Origin of the sequence: Streptomyces sp. IMTB 2501 (assembly GCF_001953885.1) — a bacterium.
In the GTDB taxonomy this organism is placed as follows: Bacteria; Actinomycetota; Actinomycetes; order Streptomycetales; family Streptomycetaceae; genus Streptomyces.
In genome coordinates, this window is record NZ_MQUS01000046.1 from 35,786 (window position 1) to 56,226 (window position 20,441).

A 20,441-nucleotide genomic window follows, 5' to 3' on the forward strand; every position below is an offset into this window, starting at 1 on the left:
TGCGATCGACAGGACACCCAGCGTAACTTGCCGGTCGCATCGGCGGTTGCACTTGGCATGGTTGGCCCGGCCCCCACGACCCCCACGACTCCCCTGGACCCCACAGCCCCCACGAGGCATCAGCTCGCCGTCCACACGGTTCCCCTTCCTCGCCGACCTCTCGATCCGGAACCGGAGCCCTGCGCTCCACCGGCTTGCCCGGATGCCGGGGCCCGCCACTGGTACGAGAACGATCTGGGATGGGCGACCGTGCCCGGACGGCCGCTGCGGCTTCTCACCGGGGTGCGGTTCGACGTCCTGGACGTGCCGGCCGAGGCGGGCGCGCAGGCGCTCCGGCATCTCGCACCGGGCTCGCCGGTGGCCCTCAGGGGCGACCGGATGGAGCTGCTGGTGGCCGCGGGCAGCGCGGAGGAGCTGCCGGGGCTGCTGGACTGGCTGGAGTGGAGCGCCGTGGCCCTCGACCTGGGGGTCCTGGGCGCGGGTGACGCGCTGGCGGCTCCGGTCCCACCCGCAGGGGTGACCGTGCCGGCGCGACCCGGAGCCGCTCAGCCGCGGGCCGGGTCCGTGCAGGGGGCCGCCGTATGGCTGCGACCCCCTGGTCCTGGAAGCGAGGTCGAGGCCTCGCTGCCGGCGATGCCGGCCGTGGGGCGCGAGGGGAGCGCCCCCGATCTCGTACGCCTGGTGGACACGGTGGCAGCACAGTGCCACCGGGTCCGGCTGCGGCGCCTGCGCGCCGGACTGCCGACCGCCTGCCGGCCGGTTCAGCCGTTGGCCTTCTCGTAGGCCTCGCGAATGGACGCCGGAACACGGCCGCGGTCGTTGACCTCGTAACCGTTCTCCTTCGCCCAGGCGCGGATCGCCGCGGTGTCCTGATTGCCGCCGGAAGCGGCACGCGCCTTTCCACGTCCGCCCGAAGCACGGCCACCCGTACGACGACCGCCCTTCACATACGGCTCGAGAAGGCCGCGCAGCTTGTCCGCATTGATGGTCGTGAGATCGATCTCGTACGTCTTGCCGTCCAGCGCGAACGTCACGGTCTCGTCCGCCTCGCCGCCGTCGAGGTCGTCGACAAGAAGGACCTGAACCTTCTGTGCCACCGGATTTCCTTTCATCGATAACGTTGAGGGTCAGGGGTGTGCGGCGTCCCGCCGTTTCGCCGCCCCTGTTATATGCAGTACTGCAGTACGTCGGAAAGCAAACCGCTTTTGCCGGAAAAACACAAACCCCTGGGAGAGGACCGGTAGAGGACCGGCGGACGACCTCCGCCCGGAAACATGCGCGTTTCGGACATAGGGCACCTGGGCAAAGACGATCACAGATGCAGAAGCATCCGGCTGTTGCCCAAGGTGTTCGGTTTCACTCGTTCGAGACCGAGGAACTCGGCGACGCCCTCGTCATAGGAACGCAACAGCTCCGCGTACACATCGGTGTCGACCGGTGTCTCCCCGATCTCCACGAAGCCGTGCTTCCCGAAGAAGTCCACTTCGAAGGTCAGGCAGAAAACCCGGCGAACGCCGAGCCAGCGCGCGGTCTGCAGCAACTTCTCCAGCAACTGATGGCCGACGCCGGCGCCCTTGAGGCCGGGCTTCACCGCGAGAGTGCGGACTTCCGCGAGGTCCTCCCACATGACGTGCAGTGCGCCGCAGCCGACCACCTCGGCGTTGTCGTCGCGTTCCGCGACCCAGAACTCCTGGATGTCCTCGTAAAGCGTGACCGTGGCTTTGTCGAGCAGGATGCGGTCACGGACGTAGGCGTCGAGGAGGTGACGTACGGCCGGGACATCGCCGGTCCGGGCGCGCCGGACGGTGATGGCTTTTGCGGAGACTTCGGGACGCTCTGCTGACATGAGCGGACGCTATCGCCCGTCCGCGTCCTCTGCCGAGCCGGGGTTCTCCTCTTGCACGGCTTCCTGTTGCCTTGGTTCGGGGGCTTCCGGGGTTTCCGGTCCCTGGACGATGCGTACGGCGTCCCTGAGGGCCAGGCGCTGTTCCTCGCTCATCATCCCGAAGAAGGCGACGAGAGCGGCGGCCGGGTTGTCGCTCTGCGACCAGGCGTCGTTCATGAGGGCGGCGGCGTACGCGGCGCGCGTGGAGACGGCCTCATATCGATAGGCCCGCCCTTCCGCCTCGCGGCGCACCCAGCCCTTCTGATGGAGATTGTCCAAAACGGTCATCACGGTGGTGTACGCGATGGAGCGTTCCTGCTGCAGGTCTTCCAGGACTTCTCGAACGGTCACCGGGCGGTTCCACTTCCACACCCGCGTCATGACCGCGTCTTCGAGTTCTCCCAATGGGCGAGGCACAGCTCAGAACAATAGTGGGAGATCCCGACATTGGCCTGCCGGACGTGCGCTATCTCCATGAATAGGAACAAAAAGGGCGTACGACTCGAAGCCGCACGGGGATAGCGACAACAGCAGGCCGTCGGACCGAACTCAGGCGTCGCCGCCGGCGGAAACCTGACGCGCACCCTCAGCGCGCGCGAGGGCGGCGTCGACGGCCGCGTCCTCCTTGGCCTTGGCGGCGCCGCCCTGGGTCTTCACGATCACCCTGACCACACCGATGAAGAACACGGCCATCACGACCGGAGGCACGAGCGCGGAGACGTAGTCCATGCCTCCAGAGTAGCCGCGGCGACCGACACGAAAGGTACGGGGTACGCATACCCCCCTGCCCCCCTCCCCACCTGCGCCGCACCCCTTGCCGCCGCCCGCGCGGCGCAAATCCACCCACCCACGAACCAGCAATCCGCCGGTGGTGCTTTCGCTCCACAGGGGCCACCCGCGCCCGACGACGGGGCGGCACGGTGGTGCTGGTGGGGGAACAAGCCCGGCCGGAGGCCGGGGCGGGGCGGTCAGCCGGCGGCGAGCTGACGGGTGTCGGCCGGGTCCGCCGGAGGCGCCGGCTTGCGGCGCGGGAAGACCTCCCCCGGCGTCGGGATGGGCCGCTTCGGCGCCGCCGGCTCCGGGGCGGGCCGCTCCGCAGGCGTCGGCGCGGGCTTCGGCGCCGGCTTCTGCCCGGGCTTCGGCGACTCCTCGCCCTGCCCCGCCCCGATACCGTGTTCCGACTCTCCCGCGCCACCCGGAAGGGCCATCAGACGGGCCCGTGCGGCCGGTACGGCGGGCGCGGGGGCGGACCTGGCACCTTGCGCGAACCGGGCCCGTACGTCCTGCTCGGCGAGTGTCTGGCAGCGATCCAGCAGCGCGGCCGCCACCGGGTTCCCGCGCAGCGCACGAAGCGCCGCGAGATCGTCCGGCGTCGGCCGGTGCCCGGCGCCCAGCGCCTCCTCCAGGAGGGTGAGATAGCCGACTGCGGTACCCGGGAGCGCGGCCCGGTACCGGCCGAGGTCGGCCACCAGGAACGCGCGCAGTCTCGCCCCCTCGCGCATCGCCTCGTCGAACGACTCGGCGAGCCGGAAACAGTCCTGGACGTCGTCGGCGGACGCTTGGCCGGGGTGAAGGGCGAGGGCGAGGGCGCGGCGGAGCACACGCAGCTCCTCCACGCCGAACGCCATGCCGCCGCGGGATCCATATGGCGTGGGCATGCGGCGACGCTACCGCTAATCGGACAAAAGTGACGAATTGGGCTGTTGTTTCGCCGCGTGTCGCTCCCTGTTTCCCTCGACCGGGGCTACGTTTCCCTCGGCCGGGGCCACATCATCGCGGCACCGGCGCCCCGCACGGGCGCCGGCTCCCTCGCCGGTCCCCTCACAGACGCGACATGTTCCGCTCGTACACCAGGCGCAGCCCGATCAGCGTCAGCCACGGCTGGTGCTCGTCGATCACCGAGGACTCCCCCAGCACCATCGGCGCCAGCCCGCCCGTGGCGATCACCCGCACGTCGTCCGGATCGTCGGCGAGCTCCCGCGCCATCCGGCTGACGACCCCGTCGACCTGCCCGGCGAAGCCGTACACGATGCCGGACTGCATGGCCTCGACGGTGTTCTTGCCGATCACGCTGCGCGGCCGGGCCACCTCGATCTTGCGCAGCTGCGCGCCCTTGACGCCGAGCGCCTCCACGGAGATCTCGATGCCGGGCGCGATGACCCCGCCGACGTACTCCCCGCGCGCGGAGACCGCGTCGAACGTGGTCGCCGTACCGAAGTCGACGACGATCGCCGGGCCGCCGTACAGCTCGACGGCCGCGACCGCGTTGATGATCCGGTCCGCGCCGACCTCCTTGGGGTTGTCGGTGAGGATCGGTACGCCCGTCTTCACGCCCGGCTCCACCAGGACGGCGGGTACGTCGCCGTAGTAGCGCCGGGTGACCTCGCGCAGCTCGTGCAGCACCGACGGGACGGTCGCACAGATCGCGATGCCGTCGATGCCGTCGCCCAGCTCCTCGCCGAGCAGCGGGTGCATGCCCATCAGGCCCTGGAGCAGCACCGCCAGCTCGTCCGCCGTGCGGCGCGCGTCCGTGGAGATGCGCCAGTGCTCGACGATGTCCTCGCCGTCGAACAGGCCGAGGACGGTGTGCGTGTTGCCGACGTCGATCGTGAGGAGCATGGCCGTTACTCCGCCTCGCGCAGGTCGAGGCCGATGTCCAGGATCGGCGCGGAGTGGGTGAGCGCGCCGACTGCCAGGAAGTCCACGCCCGTGTCCGCGTAGATGCGCGCGGTGTCGAGCGTCAGCCGCCCGGAGGCCTCCAGCAGCGCCCGCCCGCCGACGATCCCGACGGCCTCCGCGCACTCGTCGGGCGTGAAGTTGTCCAGCAGGATCAGGTCCGCGCCCGCCTCGACGACCTCGCGCAGCTGGTGCAGGGTGTCGACCTCGACCTCGATGGGGATGTCCGGGAAGTTCTCCCGCACGGCCTTGAAGGCCTGCGCGACGCCACCGGCGGCGACCACGTGGTTGTCCTTCACCAGGGCCGCGTCGGACAGCGACATGCGGTGGTTGACGCCGCCGCCGCAGCGGACGGCGAACTTCTCCAGCGAGCGCAGGCCGGGGGTCGTCTTGCGGGTGTCCCGCACGCGCGTCTTGGTGCCCTCCAGGGCGTCCGCCCACGCGCGCGTGGCGGTCGCGATGCCGGACAGGCGGCACAGGATGTTCAGCGCGCTGCGCTCGGCGGTCAGCAGGTCACGCGTGCGCGTGGTGACCGACAGCAGCTTCTGCCCGGCCTCGATCCGGTCGCCGTCCTCGACGTGCCGCTCGACCTCGAACTCGTCCGTGCAGACCACGGAGAGCACGGCCTCGGCGACCCTGAGGCCCGCCACGACGCCCGCCTCGCGCGCGGTGAAGTCGCCGGTGGCCACCGCCTCCTCGGGGATGGTGGCGACGGTCGTCACGTCCACGCCGCCGTCCAGGTCCTCCTGGATGGCCACGTTGGCGACGTCCTCGACCTCGACCGGGTCGAGCCCGGCGGCGGCCAGCAGTTCGGCGAGCGCGGGGTCGAGCCCGCTCTCCAGATACTCCTCGTCACCGTCGGCGCCGCAGGCGCAGCCGTCGCCGCAACCGCCGGCGGAGGCGAGGGGAAGATCGTCGGTGCTCACTTTGGTCACTGCTCCTGGGCGCTGGGGTGTTACCGGGTAGGGGGGAAGTCTGCTGTGTCCGTGGTGCGTACGGCCAGCGACCGGTCCGGATTGAGCCGTACGACGATGTGGCGCCGCCAGTGGGCGTCGTCACGCTCGGCGGTGTCCTCGCGCCAGTGGCAGCCGCGGGTCTCCTCGCGCAGCCGCGCGGCGGCGACCAGGACGCGGGCCACGCACAGGAGGTTGGTGGCCTCCCAGGTGTCGACGCCGGGCTCGGCGGTCTTGCCGTTCTCGGCGAGGGCGTCGCGGGCGTCCGTGTGCAACTGCTGCAGCTGTTCGGCGGCCCGGGCGAGGGACTCCTCGGAGCGCAGCACGGCGGCGCCCTCGGTCATGATCCGCTGGATGGCGAAGCGGGTCTCGGGGGCGAGCAGCGGGTGCGCGGGCTTCTCGGGGTGCGGGACCGGTACGGGCACGCGCGCGTGGAGGCCGTTCCCGGCACGGGCCCCGGCGATGTCGTCGGCGATCCGCTCCGCGTAGACGAGGCCTTCGAGGAGGGAGTTGGAGGCGAGCCGGTTGGCGCCGTGCACACCGGTGCAGGCGACCTCGCCGCACGCGTACAGGCCGGGCACGGTCGTACGGCCCCGGGCGTCGGTGCGGACGCCTCCGGAGGCGTAGTGAGCGGCCGGGGCGATCGGGATGGGCTCGGTGATCGGGTCGATGCCGTTGGCGCGGCAGGCGGCCAGGATGGTCGGGAAGCGGTGCTCCCACATCTCGGCGCCGAAGTGCCGGGCGTCGAGGAACATGTGCTCGGCACCCTGCTCCAGCATCCGCCGCATGATGCCCTTGGCGACGATGTCCCGGGGCGCCAGCTCGGCCAGCTCGTGCTGTCCGACCATGAAACGCACGCCGTCGCCGTCGACCAGGTGGGCGCCCTCGCCGCGCACCGCCTCGGAGACCAGGGGCTGCTGGCCCTCGGCGTCCGGGCCGAGGAACAGCACGGTCGGATGGAACTGCACGAACTCCAGGTCGGAGACCTCGGCGCCCGCGCGCAGCGCCAGCGCCACGCCGTCACCGGTCGACACCGAGGGGTTGGTGGTCGCGGAGAACACCTGGCCCATGCCGCCGGTCGCGAGGACCACCGCGGGGGCGTGCACGGCGCCCACGCCGTCGTGCTGGCCCTCGCCCATCACGTGCAGCGTGACACCGGCCGTACGGCCCTCGGCGTCGGTCAGCAGGTCCAGCACGAGCGCGTTCTCGATGGTGCGCAGCCCACGCGCGCGCGTGGCCTCCACGAGCGCACGGGAGACCTCGGCGCCGCTCGCGTCGCCGCCCGCGTGCGCGATCCGGCGCCGGCGGTGCCCGCCCTCGCGGGTGAGGTGGATGTCGCCCCCGTCGTCGGTGTCGAAGTGCGCGCCGGTGGAGATCAGCCGCCGTACGGCGTCGGGGCCCTCGGTGACGAGGATCCGTACGGCCTCCTCGTCGCACAGGCCCACGCCGGCCACCAGGGTGTCCTCAAGGTGCTGTTCGGGCGTGTCGCCCTCGCCGAGCGCGGCGGCGATACCACCCTGCGCCCAGCGCGTGGAGCCGTCGTCGAGGCGGGCCTTGGTGACGACGACGGTCGTCAGGCCCGCGGCTTCGCAGCGCAGGGCCGCGGTCAGACCGGCCACTCCGGAACCGACGACGACCACGTCCGCGGAGATGGCCCAGCCGGGGGCGGGCGCGTGCAGTCGTATGCCTGTACTGGTGCCTGTGCTGGTGCCTGTGCTGGTCACGAGGCGGCTCCGAAGGTGAGAGGAAGGTTGTCGATCAGCCGGGTCGTGCCGACCCGCGCGGCGACGGCGAGGACGGCCTCGCCGGTGAAGCCGTCGCCGATCTCCGTGAAGTCGGACGGGTCGACGAGAGCGAGATAGTCCAGTTCGAGCGGCGGGGCGAAGCGGGCGGCCTCGTCCAGCACCTGGCGGGCGGCGGCGCGGACGGCCGCCGGGCCGCCGGGGGACGCCGTGGCGACCGCGTGCGCGTCGGCGGCCGCGCGGGACTCCCCGAGGGCGCTCAGCGCCTCGGCACGCGCGCGCGTGGAGGGCACTTCGCGGGCCCGCGCGCGCAGGGCCTCCTGCGCGGCGTGCCGGTCGCAGCCGGCGAACAGCGCGCGGGACAGAGCGAGCGCGGTCAGCCGCTCCTCCGGGGAGAGATAGCGGTTGCGGCTGGACAGGGCGAGCCCGTCCGCCTCGCGCACGGTGGGTACGGCGACGATCTCGACGCCGAAGTTCAGGTCCCGCACCATGCGCCGGATCAGGGCCAGTTGCTGGGCGTCCTTCTGCCCGAACAGGGCGACGTCGGGACGCGTGAGGTGCAGCAGCTTGGCGACGACGGTGAGCATGCCGTCGAAGTGGCCGGGCCGCGAGCCGCCCTCCAGCCGCTCGCCCATGGGGCCCGCGGTGATGCGGACCTGGGGGTCGCCGCCGGGGTAGACCTCGTCCACGGAGGGCGCGAACACCGCGTCGGCACCGGCCTGTTCGGCGATCTTCAGGTCGGCTTCGAGGGTGCGCGGATAGCGGTCCAGGTCCTCACCCGCGCCGAACTGCAGCGGGTTGACGAAGACGGTGACGACGACCTCGCCCTGCGGGCCGGCGATCTCGCGCGCGGAGCGGATCAGGGTGGCGTGGCCCTCGTGCAGGGCGCCCATGGTCATCACGACGGCGCGGCGGCCGCTCCGCACACGCGCGTGCAACTCGTCGGCGGTGTTCAGCAGGGCGGTGGTCATCGGTCGTTCCCCTCGGTGCCGTGAGTGCCTCTCGTGCCGCCGGTCCCGTCGGCCAGTACGCCGAGCAGGTCCTCGGCGAGTTCCGGCTTCAGCAGGCCGTGCGCGAGCGCCCGGTCGGCGGTCGCGCGAGCCATCGCGACATAGCCCGCGACGGTCTGCGGGGCGTGCTTGCGCAGCTCGGTGATGTGCGCGGCGACCGTGCCGGCGTCCCCGCGCGCGACGGGCCCGGTGAGCGCCGCGTCGCCCGAGCGCAGCGCGTTGTCCAGGGCGGCGCCGAGCAGCGGGCCGAGCATCCGGTCGGGCGCCTCGACGCCCGCCGTGCGCAGCAGCTCCATGGACTGGGCGACCAGGGTCACCAGGTGGTTGGCGCCGAGTGCGAGGGCCGCGTGGTAGAGCGGGCGGTTCTGCTCGCTGATCCACTCCGGTTCGCCGCCCATCTCGATCACGAGGGCCTCGGCGGCCAGGCGCAGTTCCTCCGGCGCGGTGACGCCGAAGGAGCAGCCGGCGAGGCGCTGGACGTCCACGGGGGTGCCGGTGAAGGTCATCGCCGGGTGCAGCGCCAGCGGCAGCGCGCCCACGCGCGTGGCCGGGTCGAGGACCCCCGCGCCGTAGCGGCCGGAGGTGTGCACGAGCAGCTGTCCCGGCCGTACCGCGCCGGTCTCCACGAGGCCGTCGACCAGGCCGGGCAGGACGTCGTCGGGGACGGTCAGCAGCACCAGGTCGGCGCGGTTCAGGACCTCGGCGGGCGGCACCAGCGGCACGTCCGGGAGCATGGTCTCGGCGCGCCTGCGGGAGGCGTCGGAGACGCCGGAGACGGCCACCGGGCGGTGCCCGGCGAGCTGGAGGGACGCGGCGAGCGCGGGGCCCACGCGGCCGGCGCCGACGACGCCGACGGTGAGCCGCGCGGGGCGGTCCTTGAGGTCTGGCTGGTGGACTGTACTCACGCGACGGCGGCCTTCCCGTTCCAGTCCGCTCTGGGTACCGGACGATTTCTCGTCATGTTAACGCTATCTCGGTCCCGTGCGGATCGGTCGTCCACAGGCTGTGGGTTTCACCACGCCGTCGGACCGCCGAGGCGCGGGGGGCTCCCCCGCCTCCCGGCCGGCCGCCCGGAAACCTCAGTGCCCCGCCGGCCGGGGCAGGGCATCATCGCGCGCATGAGCGACACGGCGGAACAGGACGAGAAACGGTCGGTGTACGAGCGGCGCCCGGCCGCTCTGCGGGTGGCGCGCCGCGTGTTGTGGCGCCCCGTCTTCGAGGCCACGATCCGGGAACGGCTGGACTGGCTCACGCGGACGGCTCCGCAGGTTTACGACCTGGACGAGCGGGCGGACATGTACGGCGGCCGGATCGTGGCCGCCCTGGAGGAGCGGGTCGCCGGCCTGCTCGGTACGGAGGCCGCCGCCTTCTTCCCGACCGGCACGATGGCCCAACAGGTGGCGCTGCGCTGCTGGGCGGCCCGCACCGGCAACCCCACGGTCGCCCTGCACCCCCTCGCCCACCCCGAATTGCATGAACGGAATGCGTTCAGCCAGGTCAGCGGCCTGCGCCCGGTACGTGTGACGAGCGAGCCCCGGCTGCCCACGGCCGCGGAGACACGCGACTTCGACGAGCCCTTCGGCGCGCTGATGCTGGAACTGCCGCTCCGGGACGCCGGTTATGTGCTGCCCTCGTGGGAGGAGCTGACCGAGGTCGTGGAGGCGGCACGGGAGCGCGACGCGGTGGTGCACTTCGACGGCGCGCGCCTGTGGGAGACCACCGAGCACTTCGGCCGCCCCCTGGACGAGATCGCCGGCCTCGCCGACACCGTCTACGTGTCGTTCTACAAGTCCCTCGGCGGCTTCGGCGGCGCCGCGCTCGCGGGCCCGAAGACCCTGATCGAGGAGGCAACGACCTGGCGGCACCGGTACGGCGGAATGGTCTTCCAACAGTTCCCGACGGCGCTGGCGGCGCTCGCCGGGCTGGAGACGGAACTGCCCCGGCTGCCGGACTATGTGCGGCACGCGCGCGTGGTGGCCGCCGCGCTGCGCGAGGGATTCGCCGCGGCCGGGCTGCCCTGGGCACGCGTCCAGCCGGAGGTGCCGCACACCCACGAGTTCCGGGTCTGGCTGCCGTACGACCCCGACGTGCTGGCCGAGGCAGCGGTACGGCAGATGGAGGAGACCTCGGTGGGCCTGTTCGGACGCTCCTGGGACCGCGGCGGACCGGACCTGGCGTTCACCGAGGTCACGGTCGGCGCGGCGGGCCTGGAGTGGACGGCCGACGACGTACGCGCGGCCGTCGCCGGCTTCGTGGACCGACTGCCCGCGCCGTGATCACAGGACGCGGGCGTACGTGATGACACGGGGCCGCACGTGGCTGATCACAGGGCGCGCGGGTGCAGCCACCGGCGCAGGGCGTAGCGCACGCGCCCGCGCGCAGGGCGCTCGGCGATGACCGCGTTGAAACGCCGGTAGTCGCGTACTTCGCGGACCACGCCGGCGTCGTGCCGGCCGGGCGCGGGCGGCTCCGGCTCGCCGAGTACACGGGCGCGGTAGCTGTCGAGGAGGTACTGCTGGGTGATGCTCATGGCGGATCGCCTTCTCGGAAGGTCTCGGGACGAGAACTGGCAGGTCCGGCCACCGACCGCTCGGTGACCGTTCGGGCTCCGCGGCTGCCCCGGTGCCTCCAGACTGCTCCTGACCAGGGCCGCTGTCCCGTGGATTGACGGCTGCCGTCAATCCACGGCGCCGCTGTCAGTGGCCGGGTGCACGATGGACGGCATGAGCGTGACCATCGACATCACCGGACTCGCCGCTGACGGGGGTGCCCCCGGCTTGAGCGAGGCCGAGAGGTGGGGGAGGGTCTCCGTCGTGCCCTCCCCGCTGGCGGAACTGGGGATGGCCCTGCACGCCCTCAGCGAGCCCGGTCACCACCCCGGCCTCCAGGGCTGGGCGACCGCCGTCTCGTCCCGGCTGGACCCCTGCCTGGCCGACCGGCTGTGCGAGGCGGACTTCCTGTGGCGTACGACGTTCTCGGACGTCTTCGCCCCGTTCGCGGGCATCCCCGGCGGCCGCACGCTCCCCGGCGCCACACTCGCGGAGGACCTGGACCTGCTGGACAAGCTGACGGACGAACAGTTCGTCAGCGCCGCCCTGGAGTTCAGCTGCCGGCTGCGTTACGACGTCGAGGCCCCCGGCCCGCTGGACGACCCGGAGCTGCGCCGTCGCTCCCTGGAACTGGCGGCAGCGCGCGGTGCCGTACAGGAGCGGTTCACACATCGGCTGCTGGAGGACCCGCCGGTGGTCCGCGCCTGGTTCCGGCAGCTGATGCTCGACTGCGACGAGGCGTTCTTCGCCGACACCTGGGCCCGGGTCCAGCCGCAGCTCGCCGCGGACGCCCGGCACAAGACCGAGCTGCTGCGCCGCGCGGGTCTCGCCGAAGCCCTCGCGTCCCTCTCCCAGGCCGTCTCGCTGGACGAGGAGGCCGCGCTCATCACAATCGACAAGCTGTCGGTGGGCCGCACTGCCACGGGCGACGGCGGCCTGGTCCTGATGCCGACCAGCCTCGGCTGGCCGCATCTCCTGGTCCTGCACCGGTTCGGCTGGCAGCCGTCGATCTCCTATCCCGCGAGCGGCTCCCGCCCGCAGGCCCCGTCAGTGGAACAGCTCACCCGCCGCATGGAGGCGCTGGCCCACCCGGTGCGGATGCGGCTGTGCCGCCATCTGGCCCGCGCCCCGCACACCACGAGCGAACTGGCCGAGGCCCACGGCATGTCGGCACCCGAGATATCCCGGCATCTCGCGGTGCTGAAGAAAGCGGGCCTGATCACCGACTGCCGCCGCGGCCGCTACGTCCAGCACCAGCTGGACCTGACAGCGGTGGCCCGGCTGGGCAGCGACTTCATCGAGGGCGTCTTGCGCTGACGGGTCCTTGCCGGAGCGGGCTGTGGCTGTGGTGGCGGAGGGGTGCGCCGGCACCTCGCTGCAGCGGGCCTCGGCCGTGGCGGCCGGGGGCTGCGGTGACGCCTCGGAGGGGCCGGGCCAACCGTGGCCGGGAGGGCCCGCGCCGGTGTCTCGCCGAGTCAGCCTCAGTCGTCGCCCAGGGGCAGCGAGGGCTCCTCGCCGTGGCCGGTCTCAGCCGTGGCCGGTCTCAGCCGTGGCCGCCCGCGCGGACCAGGCCCGTCTCGTAGGCCAGCACCACCACCTGCACGCGGTCGCGCAGGCCGAGCTTGGTCAGGATGCGGCCCACATGGGTCTTCACCGTCGCCTCGCTCAGCACGAGACGGGCCGCGATCTCGCCGTTGGACATGCCCTGCGCGACCAGCACCATCACCTCGCGTTCCCGGTCGGTGAGCCGCTCCAGCTCCTTGTGCTGCGGCTCCTTGCCGGCGGAGGGCAGCATCGGCGCGAAGCGGTCCAGCAGGCGCCGGGTGGTGGAGGGCGCCACGACCGCGTCGCCGCTGTGCACCGCGCGGATCGCGGCCAGCAGGTCACCGGGCGGCACGTCCTTGAGCATGAAGCCGGAGGCGCCCGCCTTCAGCCCGGAGAAGGCGTACTCGTCCAGGTCGAACGTGGTCAGGATGAGCACCTTGGGCGGGTTGGGCTCGGCGCAGATCCGCCGGGTGGTCTCCACCCCGTCCAGCTTCGGCATACGGACGTCCATCAGGACGACGTCGACGGCCGTGGACCGCAGCACCTGCAGGGCCTCGACCCCGTCGCCCGCCTCCGCGACGACCTCCATGTCCGGCTGGGCGGCGAGCACCATCCGGAACCCGGTGCGCAGCAGCACCTGGTCGTCGACGAGCATCACGCGGATCGTCATCGGGTCTCTTTCGTCGGGGGCGGGCGGTGGTGCTTCAGGACGAGGGTGTGACAGGTGTCAACAGGGGGCGTACGGCCACGTCAGTGCGCCGGTTTGAGCGGGAGCAGGGCGCTGATGCGGAATCCTCCGCCCGGACGCGGGCCGGCGTCCAGCGTGCCGCCGACCATACCGACCCGCTCGCGCATACCGATCAGGCCGTGCCCCTGGCCGTCCGCGCCGCCCTCCTCGTACAGCTCGTGCGGGGCGCCCTTGCCGTCGTCCTCGACGAGCAGGCCGAGCCCGTCGTCGAAGTAGACCAGCCGCACGCTCGCGCCCGCGTTGGGTCCGCCGTGCTTGCGGGTGTTGGTGAGCGCCTCCTGCACGATCCGGTACGCGGTCAGCTCCACTCCGCTGGGCAGCGGGCGCGGGGTTCCCTCGACCTTGAAGTCGACCGGGAGGCCGGAGCTGCGGCACTTCTCGATGAGGTCGTCGATCTGCTCGACATCGGGCTGGGGGACATACTCCCCGCTCTCCTGGTGCTCGCCGGTACGCAGCACGCCCAGCAGGCGGCGCATCTCGGCGAGTGCCTGACGACCGGTGGAGGAGATCGTCTCCAGGGCCTTCTTTGCCTGGTCGGGGGCGGTGTCGAGGACGTAGGCGGCGCCGTCGGCCTGCACCACCATCACCGACACGTTGTGCGCGACGACATCGTGCAGCTCGCGCGCGATCCGGGCGCGTTCGGCGGCCACCGCGACCTTCGACTGCGCCTCGCGCTCCTTCTCCAGGCGGGCCGCGCGCTCCTCCAGCTGGGCGAAGTAGGCGCGCCGGGTGCGCATGGAGTCGCCGAGCACCCAGGCGAGCGCGAAGGGCACGGTCTGGAAGACCGCGATGGCGATCTGCCCGGCGAAGCTGGAGTGCGGCGTCGGCCAGCGCATCTGCGCGACGGTCGCCGCGACGAGGCTGACGGCGAGGGCGAGCCGCGAGGCCCAGCGGGAACCGATCGCGGCGACGGTGTACGTGATCACCAGCATCGCGAAGTCGGCGAGGGTCGTCCCCACGTCCAGGACCAGCTGGACCAGCCCGGTCGCGCACGCGACCAGCAGCATCGGCTCCGGGTAACGGCGGCGCAGCGCGACGACGACGCCCAGGACGACGGACACGGTCATCGCCGCGACGACCGATCCGTGGTGCCCCGGCGCCCCGTTCAGATTGACCACGCTCAGGCCGGACAGCCCGAGCAGGGTGACGGCCCAGAAGGTGTCGACCCAGGTCGGGTGGCGGCGGAGGAAGTCATAGAGGCGCTGCACGTAACCCAGAGTAGGGAAACCGGGTGCGTGCAGGGGTCAACCGGAGGGCCGATCCCCACTCGGCACGCGTACTCCCCAAGGTGGAGGAAGTGATCATCTGTGCGCCTAGTCTGTTCCGGTGACGGATGAGACGGCACCGGAAGCGGAACGGCCCGGCGGCGCGGAGCACGACGCATACGCCCGACCCGGCCGACGCGACGGTACGGTCCTGCGCGGCTGGCGTGCGGCGACCGAGGCGGCGCTGTACGGGCCAGGCGGCTTCTACCGCCGCCCGGAGGGCCCGGCCGGCCACTTCCGTACGTCCGTGCACGCCTCCCCGCTGTTCGCACAGGCCGTGGCCCGGCTGCTGTGCCGGGTCGACGAGGCACTGGGACGGCCCTCGGCACTGGACTTCGTCGACATGGGAGCGGGGCGCGGCGAGCTGGTCACCGGAGTCCTGGCCGCCCTGCCGGCCGACGTGTACGCCCGCACGCGCGCGTACGCCGTCGAACTCGCCGACCGCCCGGCCGAACTGGACGAACGGATCGCCTGGCAGGACACGCCCCCGGCCGCCGTCACGGGGCTGCTGTTCGCCAACGAGTGGCTGGACAACGTGCCCGTGGACGTCGCCGAGGTCGACTCCGCGGGCGTGCCGCGGCTGGTGCTCGTCGCCGGCGACGGCACCGAGCGGCTCGGGGAGCCGGTGACCGGCACGGCGGCTGACTGGCTCGCCCGGTGGTGGCCGCTGCCGGCCGAGGAGGGGCTGCGCGCGGAGATCGGGCTGCCCCGGGACCTGGCGTGGGCGTCGGCGGTGGACCGGGTGGTGCGCGGGCTCGCGGTGGCCGTGGACTACGCGCACACCGTCGACACTCGTCCCCCGTTCGGGACGCTCACGGGCTTCAGGGAGGGGCGCGAGACGGCGCCCGTGCCGGACGGGTCGTGCGACATCACGGCGCACGTCGCGCTGGACGCGTGCGCGGCGGCTCCCACGGCGCACACGCGCTCCAGCGCGCCCTCGGACACGGCGCGCGATGTGCAGAACACGACGCGTATCCCCTCCGACGCGCGCGACCCGTCGTCAGGCAGGGCTCGCACGCCGCAGAGGGAGGCGCACACAACCTCGGGAACGGCGCAGAATCCGGCGCGCACGCCCTCCGGCGCGCCGCAGACTCCTCACGGGACGGCGCGCACCTTGCCCTCCGCGCGCCTTCTCACGCAACGCGCCGCTCTACGCGCCCTGGCCATCACCGGCGCACGCCCCCCGCTCACGCTGGCCTCCACGGACCCCTCCGCCTACGTGCGCGCCCTCGCGAGCGCCGGGGAGGCCGCCGAACTCACCGCCCCGGGGGGTCTCGGCGACTTCGGCTGGCTGGTCCAGCCGGTTGGAATTCCAAACCCGCTCGACTGAGCCGGCCTATTTGTCGATGTCACCGACCACGAAGAACATCGAGCCCAGGATCGCCACCATGTCCGCCACCAGCGTCCCGGGCAGCAGTTCGGTCAGCGCCTGGATGTTGTTGTACGACGCGGAGCGCAGCTTCAGCCGGTACGGCGTCTTCTCGCCCTTGCTGACCAGGTAGTAGCCGTTGATGCCGAGCGGGTTCTCGGTCCACGCGTACGTGTGCCCCTCAGGGGCCTTCAGCACCTTCGGCAGCCGCTGGTTGATCGGCCCGGGCGGCAGCTCGACGAGCCGGTCCAGGCAGGCGTCGGCGAGGTCGAGCGCGTTGTGGGTCTGCTCCAGGAGCACCTCGAAGCGGGCGAGGCAGTCGCCCTCGCTCCGGGTGACGACCTTCAAGGTGTCCTGGAGATCTCCGTACGCCAGATACGGCTCGTCACGGCGCAGGTCGAAGTCGACGCCCGAGGCGCGCGCGATGGGCCCGCTCACGCCGTAGGCGTGCACGGTCTCCGGCGTCATCGCGCCCACCCCGCGCGTGCGGCCCCGGAAGATCTCGTTGCCGAGCACCAGGTCGTCGAAGACGTCCATGCGCGAGCGCACGGCGGCGACGGCGGCACGCGCGCGTGCGGTCCAGCCGGCCGGCAGGTCCTCCTTGAGGCCGCCGACGCGGTTGAACATGTAGTGCATACGGCCGCCGGAGACCTCCTCCATGACGTTCTGGAGCACTTCGCGCTCGCGGAACGCATAGAACACCGGGGTGATGCCGCCCAGCTCCAGCGGGTAGGAGCCGAGGAACATCAGGTGGTTCAGGACGCGGTTCAGCTCGGCGAGCAGCGTGCGCGTCCACACCGCCCGCTCGGGCACCTCCATGCCGAGCATCCGCTCCACGGCGAGGACCACACCCAGCTCGTTCGAGAACGCCGACAGCCAGTCGTGGCGGTTGGCGAGCACGATGATCTGCCGGTAGTCGCGCGCCTCGAAGAGCTTCTCGGCGCCGCGGTGCATATAGCCGATCACCGGCTCCGCGCGCACGATGCGCTCCCCGTCCAGCACGAGCCTGAGCCGCAGCACGCCGTGCGTGGACGGATGCTGGGGCCCGATGTTGAGCACCATGTCGGTGCTCTCCGCGGCACCGCCGATCCCGACCGTGGTCTCCGTCGTAGGAGTCATGGCCCCAGTTTCCCCTACGTACGCTGGGCCCATGGAAACGGGGAGCCCGGAGGAGACCGGGATACCGGGGGAAGAACTCGTGTGGCGGGGGCTGCAGCCCGCTCTGATGCGGGTGCGCCGGCTGCTCATGGTCATGTGGGCGACGGTGCTCGCGGTCGCCACCGCACTGCTGCTGGGCCTGCTCGTGGGCCCTGTGTGGGCGGCCTTCGCGCTGCTGCCACTGGCCATCGCCGCGTGGTGCTGGAGGCTGCTGGAGCGCAACTGGCGCTCGTGGCGGTACGCCGAGCGCGCGGACGACCTGCTGATCAGCCGCGGTGTCCTGTGGCGCGAGGAGACGGTGGTGCCGTACGGGCGGATGCAGCTGGTGGAGGTCACCTCCGGGCCCATCGAGCGGCGCTTCGGGCTGGCGACCGTGCAGCTGCACACGGCGGCCGCCGCGACCGACGCCACCATCCCCGGTCTGGACCCGGCCGAGGCGGAACGGCTGCGCGACCGGCTCACCGAGCTGGGCGAGGCCCGATCGGCGGGTCTGTGACACCCCGGGACCACGGCGACGCCACGGGCGCCGCAACCGACGCGGACAGCACGGCCTGCATAGGCACCACGGACCGCGTGAGCGGCGCAGACGCCACAGCGGTGGAGGACGAAGGGGGCGCTGGGGGCTCTGAGGGGCGCGGGGCCGTCATCGAGCGCCGGCTGCATCCCGTCACGCCCTTCCGGCGGGCGTGGGCGCCGATCACCGTACTCGCCGGATGGGCCGTGCACGACCCGGACGGAACGCAGCAGCAGCTGGCGCGGCTGACCACCACCGTGCTGCTGCTCGGGCTCGCGGCACTGGTACCGGTGGCCGGCCTCTACGGCTTCCTGTCCTGGTGGTTCACGCACTACGCGGTCACCGACACCGAACTGCGCATCCGGACCGGCCTGTTGTTCCGGCGCACCGCGCACATCCGGCTGGAGCGCATCCAGGCCGTGGACGTCTCCCGTCCGCTCCTCGCGCGCATGGCGGGCGTCGCGAAGCTGCGGATCGACGTCGTGGGCGCGGACGACAAGGACGAACTCGCGTTCCTGGGCGAGCAGGAGGCACGCGCCCTGCGCGCGGAGCTGCTCGCGCGCGCCGCGGGTTTCGCACCCGAGACGGCGCGTGAAGTCGGCGAGGCTCCGGCGCACGAGCTCATACGCGTGCCCCCACGCGCGCTGGCGTTCTCCCTGGTGCTGACGGGCGCCACCTGGGGCTCGCTGTGCGCCGCGCTGGTCGTACCGACCGTGCTGTGGCTCACCACCCACAACCTGTGGACGGTCCTCGCCACCGCCCTCCCGCTGTTCGGCGCGGCCGGTGCGAGCAGCGCGGGACGGTTCGCCGGCGAGTTCGACTGGAAGGTGAGCGAGTCGCCGGACGGACTGCGCATCGACCACGGGCTGCTCGACCGTACACACGAGACGGTCCCGCCCGGGCGGGTGCAGACCGTGCGGTTCGTGGAGCCGCTGCTGTGGCGGCGGCTCGGCTGGGTGCGGGTGGAACTGGACGTGGCCGGGTCCGCCAACTCGGTTCTGGTGCCGGTCGCCCCGCGCCCGATCGCCGAGTCGGTCGTCGCGCGCGTGCTGCACGGCGTGACCGTGCCGCAGGAGCTGGCGCGGCCGCCGCGGCGGGCCCGCTGGTGCGTGCCGGTGTGGTGGCGCGGGCACGGCCTCGCGGTCACCGACACGGTGTTCGCCACCCGGCACGGCCTGCTGCGTCGCAGGCTCTCGCTGGTCCCGCACGCCAAGGTGCAGAGCGTGCGGCTGAGCCAGGACCCCTGGCAGCGCCTCTGGCGGCTCGCGGACGTCCACGTGGACACGGGGGCCGACAAGACCGTGACGGCCCGTCTGCGGGACGCCCAGGAGGCCGCACGGCTCCTGCACGCCCAGGCGGAGAGGTCCCGCACGGGCCGCCGGGACGCCCGCCCGGACCGCTGGATGACCTCGGGATGACATGAGGCCCGGCTCCCTGTGCGGGAAACCGGGCCTTGTGCCTGCCTGGTGAGGGCTCAGGAAGCCGCGCTGCGCAGCCCCTGGACGTCGATCTGCTCGGTCTCGTCGTGTGCGGTCAGGTCGATGACCTGGCTCGCGCCGTGCTCCTGCGCTCCGGCGGGCTTGAACTCGGCCTCGGCCTCGGCCTTGTGCACGGCGAGGGCCTCCGGGCCGACGACGTCGGCGAGATCCTCGTTGTGCACGGAGTCCAGCGCGGCCTTCGGTGTGCCCTTCTGGGTGCCGAAGAAGTCGAAACCGCCCTCGACCACCGGGCGCCGCGCGGGCGCTGCCGGTACGACGGCCACCGCGGTCGGCACCGTGAAGTGCCCGGCGGGCGGCCGGCCCACGGGCTTGGCGGGCTCGGCCGGGGCCGTGGGGGTGGCGGCCGCGCGCGCGTGCCCGTCGGCCGCCAGGGGCTGCCCCTGCGCCTCGTCCTCCTTCGCGGCCGGCGCACCGGCCTCGCTCCGAGGACCGCCGACGGCGTCCGTCACGGCTTCGACCGCGCCTTTTCCGGCGCCCTTCCCGGTGTCCTCCGCGGCGACGTCTCGCGCGACTCCCGCGGTGCCTTCCGGACGAGCGGCGGAATCGGCCGTACCCGCATCGGGCCCGCGGACATCGGCCTTGCCCGCCGGGACAACGCCCGCGTCGGCCACAGCCTCGTCGGCATCGGCCTCGGGAGCCACCGCCTCCGGAGCCGTATCCCCGGAAGCCACAGCCTCGGAATCCTGAGCTTCGGAAATCTCGTCGGCCTCGGGAGTCGCCGCCTCCGCGGCTTCCGGTACGGACTCGGACGGAGTCCCGCCCGCCTCGCTGTCGAAACGCGCCAGAGCCGTCAGGGCCCGCCGATACAGCCGTACGCCCTCGGGCGAGAACACGGCCTGTGCCGTCGGCTCGCCCCCGGCGTCCACCCCGGTCTCACCGGCTGCCTCGGTTGCGTCGTCCGCCACCTTCCCCACCGGCTCCGGTTCCGGCTCGGGGCGACGCGCGGGCGGCAGCGCGAGCGAGGACGACGGCACGGCCGCTTCGATCTCCAGCAGCCGGCGTCCCTCCAGGGCGCTCGCGCGCTCGGTCTCCGCCGTGGCGTACCGGCGCAGCAGAGCCGCGTGCTCGTTGCGCAGGCCCGCAAGCTCGGTGCGCTTGGCGCGCAGCCGCTGTTCGAGCTTCGTGCGCAGTTCGCGCGACTCCTCCAGGTCGGTCTCCAGTTCGGCGACCCGTTCCTCGTACCGCCATTCGTCGCCGGCACGCGCGCGTGTGAGCTCGGCGACACGCTTGCCCGCCTGTGTGTCCCAGCGGCGCATCACGACCGCGCCGACGACCGCCGTCGCGGCGGCGGCACCGGCCAGGGCGCGCAGCACCATGGCCTCGGAGAACACCCAGGGACCCAGCGCGCAGACGACGGAGACACCGGCGATCGCCGAGGCAGGCAACAGCCGGTGCAGAGGTGGGGAATGGCGGTGGCGTCCACGTGGCATGGCCAGAAACTTACCGCGCGTAGGCGAATCGTGGGCCCCCGCCCCGTAAAAACACGGCCACATCACCGGTTTTACGGGGTGCCGGTCCCAGGGGTTCA

21 protein-coding genes are annotated in these 20,441 nt (G+C 72.6%); 6 read left to right on the forward strand and 15 right to left on the reverse strand.

All coding sequences use genetic code 11. The features are described from left to right. Positions 1 to 57: 57 nt before the first annotated feature. Positions 58 to 783: an SCO3374 family protein gene (locus tag AV521_RS42530; RefSeq protein ID WP_371917112.1), complete on the forward strand. Its 726-nt coding sequence runs from the start codon at positions 58 to 60 to the stop codon at positions 781 to 783. Here AV521_RS42530 and AV521_RS42535 read toward each other — a convergent pair. The 10 genes from AV521_RS42535 to AV521_RS42580 form a co-directional block, all read right to left on the reverse strand. Beyond that, complete coding sequence (locus AV521_RS42535; RefSeq protein ID WP_076096986.1) at positions 762 to 1,097, reverse strand: Lsr2 family protein; 336 nt, start codon at positions 1,095 to 1,097, stop codon at positions 762 to 764. The two genes, AV521_RS42530 and AV521_RS42535, sit on opposite strands and share 22 nt — an antisense overlap. A 215-nt stretch (positions 1,098 to 1,312) precedes the next feature. Further along, positions 1,313 to 1,846: an amino-acid N-acetyltransferase gene (locus AV521_RS42540; protein WP_076096988.1), complete on the reverse strand. Its 534-nt coding sequence runs from the start codon at positions 1,844 to 1,846 to the stop codon at positions 1,313 to 1,315. Positions 1,847 to 1,855: 9 nt separating this feature from the next. Then, a complete protein-coding gene (locus AV521_RS42545; protein ID WP_107481173.1) occupies positions 1,856 to 2,266 on the reverse strand; it encodes a BlaI/MecI/CopY family transcriptional regulator in 411 nt (136 codons plus the stop codon). A 168-nt stretch (positions 2,267 to 2,434) separates the two neighbouring features. Then, positions 2,435 to 2,614, reverse strand: coding sequence for a hypothetical protein (locus tag AV521_RS42550; RefSeq protein ID WP_076096993.1), 180 nt, complete (start codon positions 2,612 to 2,614; stop codon positions 2,435 to 2,437). A 239-nt stretch (positions 2,615 to 2,853) separates the two neighbouring features. Then, the gene (locus AV521_RS42555; protein WP_076096995.1) at positions 2,854 to 3,513 is read right to left on the reverse strand and encodes a hypothetical protein; all 660 of its coding nucleotides are present in this window, start codon (positions 3,511 to 3,513) and stop codon (positions 2,854 to 2,856) included. A gap of 193 nt (positions 3,514 to 3,706) precedes the next feature. Continuing rightward, entirely contained in the window at positions 3,707 to 4,504 is a 798-nt protein-coding gene (locus AV521_RS42560) for a type III pantothenate kinase (protein ID WP_076096997.1), read from the reverse strand. 5 nt (positions 4,505 to 4,509) lie between these two features. After that, positions 4,510 to 5,487 carry a carboxylating nicotinate-nucleotide diphosphorylase gene (nadC, locus tag AV521_RS42565; protein WP_076096999.1) on the reverse strand — a complete coding sequence of 326 codons (978 nt, stop codon included), beginning with the start codon at positions 5,485 to 5,487 and terminating at the stop codon, positions 4,510 to 4,512. Between the two features lie 29 nt (positions 5,488 to 5,516). Then, a complete protein-coding gene (locus tag AV521_RS42570) occupies positions 5,517 to 7,238 on the reverse strand; it encodes an L-aspartate oxidase (RefSeq protein WP_076097001.1) in 1,722 nt (573 codons plus the stop codon). Then, on the reverse strand, positions 7,235 to 8,227 hold the full coding sequence (gene panC, locus AV521_RS42575) for a pantoate--beta-alanine ligase (RefSeq protein WP_076097003.1): 993 nt from the start codon (positions 8,225 to 8,227) through the stop codon (positions 7,235 to 7,237). The genes AV521_RS42570 and panC overlap by 4 nt, the downstream gene beginning before the upstream one ends. Then, on the reverse strand, positions 8,224 to 9,171 hold the full coding sequence (locus AV521_RS42580) for a Rossmann-like and DUF2520 domain-containing protein (RefSeq protein WP_076097005.1): 948 nt from the start codon (positions 9,169 to 9,171) through the stop codon (positions 8,224 to 8,226). Before AV521_RS42580 ends, panC begins: the two co-directional genes overlap by 4 nt. A gap of 213 nt (positions 9,172 to 9,384) precedes the next feature. Here AV521_RS42580 and AV521_RS42585 point away from each other — a divergent pair, with 213 nt between their 5' ends. Then, positions 9,385 to 10,542 carry a low specificity L-threonine aldolase gene (locus AV521_RS42585; protein WP_076097019.1) on the forward strand — a complete coding sequence of 386 codons (1,158 nt, stop codon included), beginning with the start codon at positions 9,385 to 9,387 and terminating at the stop codon, positions 10,540 to 10,542. 47 nt (positions 10,543 to 10,589) lie between these two features. Here the strand turns inward: AV521_RS42585 and AV521_RS42590 are convergent, their stop codons facing one another. Beyond that, positions 10,590 to 10,796 (reverse strand): hypothetical protein, encoded by a 207-nt coding sequence (locus AV521_RS42590; protein WP_076097007.1) that lies wholly within the window; start codon positions 10,794 to 10,796, stop codon positions 10,590 to 10,592. Between the two features lie 193 nt (positions 10,797 to 10,989). On the opposite strand from AV521_RS42590, the gene AV521_RS42595 reads away from it, so the two are divergent. Next, positions 10,990 to 12,132 carry a DUF5937 family protein gene (locus tag AV521_RS42595; protein WP_076097021.1) on the forward strand — a complete coding sequence of 381 codons (1,143 nt, stop codon included), beginning with the start codon at positions 10,990 to 10,992 and terminating at the stop codon, positions 12,130 to 12,132. Between the two features lie 226 nt (positions 12,133 to 12,358). On the opposite strand, the gene AV521_RS42600 is transcribed toward AV521_RS42595, so the two are convergent. After that, on the reverse strand, positions 12,359 to 13,030 hold the full coding sequence (locus AV521_RS42600; RefSeq protein WP_076097009.1) for a response regulator transcription factor: 672 nt from the start codon (positions 13,028 to 13,030) through the stop codon (positions 12,359 to 12,361). Positions 13,031 to 13,110: 80 nt separating this feature from the next. After that, entirely contained in the window at positions 13,111 to 14,316 is a 1,206-nt protein-coding gene (locus AV521_RS42605; RefSeq protein WP_076097011.1) for a sensor histidine kinase, read from the reverse strand. A 208-nt stretch (positions 14,317 to 14,524) separates the two neighbouring features. Here AV521_RS42605 and AV521_RS47235 point away from each other — a divergent pair, with 208 nt between their 5' ends. Beyond that, positions 14,525 to 15,703, forward strand: a complete 1,179-nt coding sequence (locus AV521_RS47235) for an SAM-dependent methyltransferase (protein ID WP_079249684.1) — start codon at positions 14,525 to 14,527, stop codon at positions 15,701 to 15,703. A 6-nt stretch (positions 15,704 to 15,709) separates the two neighbouring features. Here AV521_RS47235 and AV521_RS42615 read toward each other — a convergent pair whose 3' ends face one another. Continuing rightward, positions 15,710 to 16,861, reverse strand: a complete 1,152-nt coding sequence (locus AV521_RS42615) for an NADH-quinone oxidoreductase subunit D (RefSeq protein WP_076097012.1) — start codon at positions 16,859 to 16,861, stop codon at positions 15,710 to 15,712. Positions 16,862 to 16,892: 31 nt separating this feature from the next. Here AV521_RS42615 and AV521_RS42620 point away from each other — a divergent pair, with 31 nt between their 5' ends. Both AV521_RS42620 and AV521_RS42625 read left to right on the forward strand, forming a co-directional pair. After that, complete coding sequence (locus AV521_RS42620; protein ID WP_076097014.1) at positions 16,893 to 17,396, forward strand: PH domain-containing protein; 504 nt, start codon at positions 16,893 to 16,895, stop codon at positions 17,394 to 17,396. Positions 17,397 to 17,497: 101 nt separating this feature from the next. After that, positions 17,498 to 18,832, forward strand: coding sequence for a PH domain-containing protein (locus AV521_RS42625; protein ID WP_076097023.1), 1,335 nt, complete (start codon positions 17,498 to 17,500; stop codon positions 18,830 to 18,832). Positions 18,833 to 18,888: 56 nt separating this feature from the next. On the opposite strand, the gene AV521_RS42630 is transcribed toward AV521_RS42625, so the two are convergent. Beyond that, on the reverse strand, positions 18,889 to 20,343 hold the full coding sequence (locus AV521_RS42630) for a hypothetical protein (protein ID WP_179023820.1): 1,455 nt from the start codon (positions 20,341 to 20,343) through the stop codon (positions 18,889 to 18,891). Positions 20,344 to 20,441: the final 98 nt, after the last annotated feature.

Bases quoted from the DNA above. Each gene is read 5' to 3' on its own strand.
- AV521_RS42550 (WP_076096993.1), bottom strand. From the start codon at position 2,614: ATGGACTACGTCTCCGCGCTCGTGCCTCCGGTCGTGATGGCCGTGTTC.
- panC (WP_076097003.1), bottom strand. From the start codon at position 8,227: ATGACCACCGCCCTGCTGAACACCGCCGACGAGTTGCACGCGCGTGTG.
- AV521_RS42595 (WP_076097021.1), top strand. From the start codon at position 10,990: ATGAGCGTGACCATCGACATCACCGGACTCGCCGCTGACGGGGGTGCC.
- AV521_RS42590 (WP_076097007.1), bottom strand. From the start codon at position 10,796: ATGAGCATCACCCAGCAGTACCTCCTCGACAGCTACCGCGCCCGTGTA.
- AV521_RS42615 (WP_076097012.1), bottom strand. From the start codon at position 16,861: ATGACTCCTACGACGGAGACCACGGTCGGGATCGGCGGTGCCGCGGAG.
- AV521_RS42560 (WP_076096997.1), bottom strand. From the start codon at position 4,504: ATGCTCCTCACGATCGACGTCGGCAACACGCACACCGTCCTCGGCCTG.
- AV521_RS42530 (WP_371917112.1), top strand. From the start codon at position 58: ATGGTTGGCCCGGCCCCCACGACCCCCACGACTCCCCTGGACCCCACA.
- AV521_RS42600 (WP_076097009.1), bottom strand. From the start codon at position 13,030: ATGACGATCCGCGTGATGCTCGTCGACGACCAGGTGCTGCTGCGCACC.
- AV521_RS42630 (WP_179023820.1), bottom strand. From the start codon at position 20,343: ATGCCACGTGGACGCCACCGCCATTCCCCACCTCTGCACCGGCTGTTG.
- AV521_RS42540 (WP_076096988.1), bottom strand. From the start codon at position 1,846: ATGTCAGCAGAGCGTCCCGAAGTCTCCGCAAAAGCCATCACCGTCCGG.
- AV521_RS42585 (WP_076097019.1), top strand. From the start codon at position 9,385: ATGAGCGACACGGCGGAACAGGACGAGAAACGGTCGGTGTACGAGCGG.
- AV521_RS42620 (WP_076097014.1), top strand. From the start codon at position 16,893: ATGGAAACGGGGAGCCCGGAGGAGACCGGGATACCGGGGGAAGAACTC.
- AV521_RS42545 (WP_107481173.1), bottom strand. From the start codon at position 2,266: ATGACGCGGGTGTGGAAGTGGAACCGCCCGGTGACCGTTCGAGAAGTC.
- AV521_RS42555 (WP_076096995.1), bottom strand. From the start codon at position 3,513: ATGGCGTTCGGCGTGGAGGAGCTGCGTGTGCTCCGCCGCGCCCTCGCC.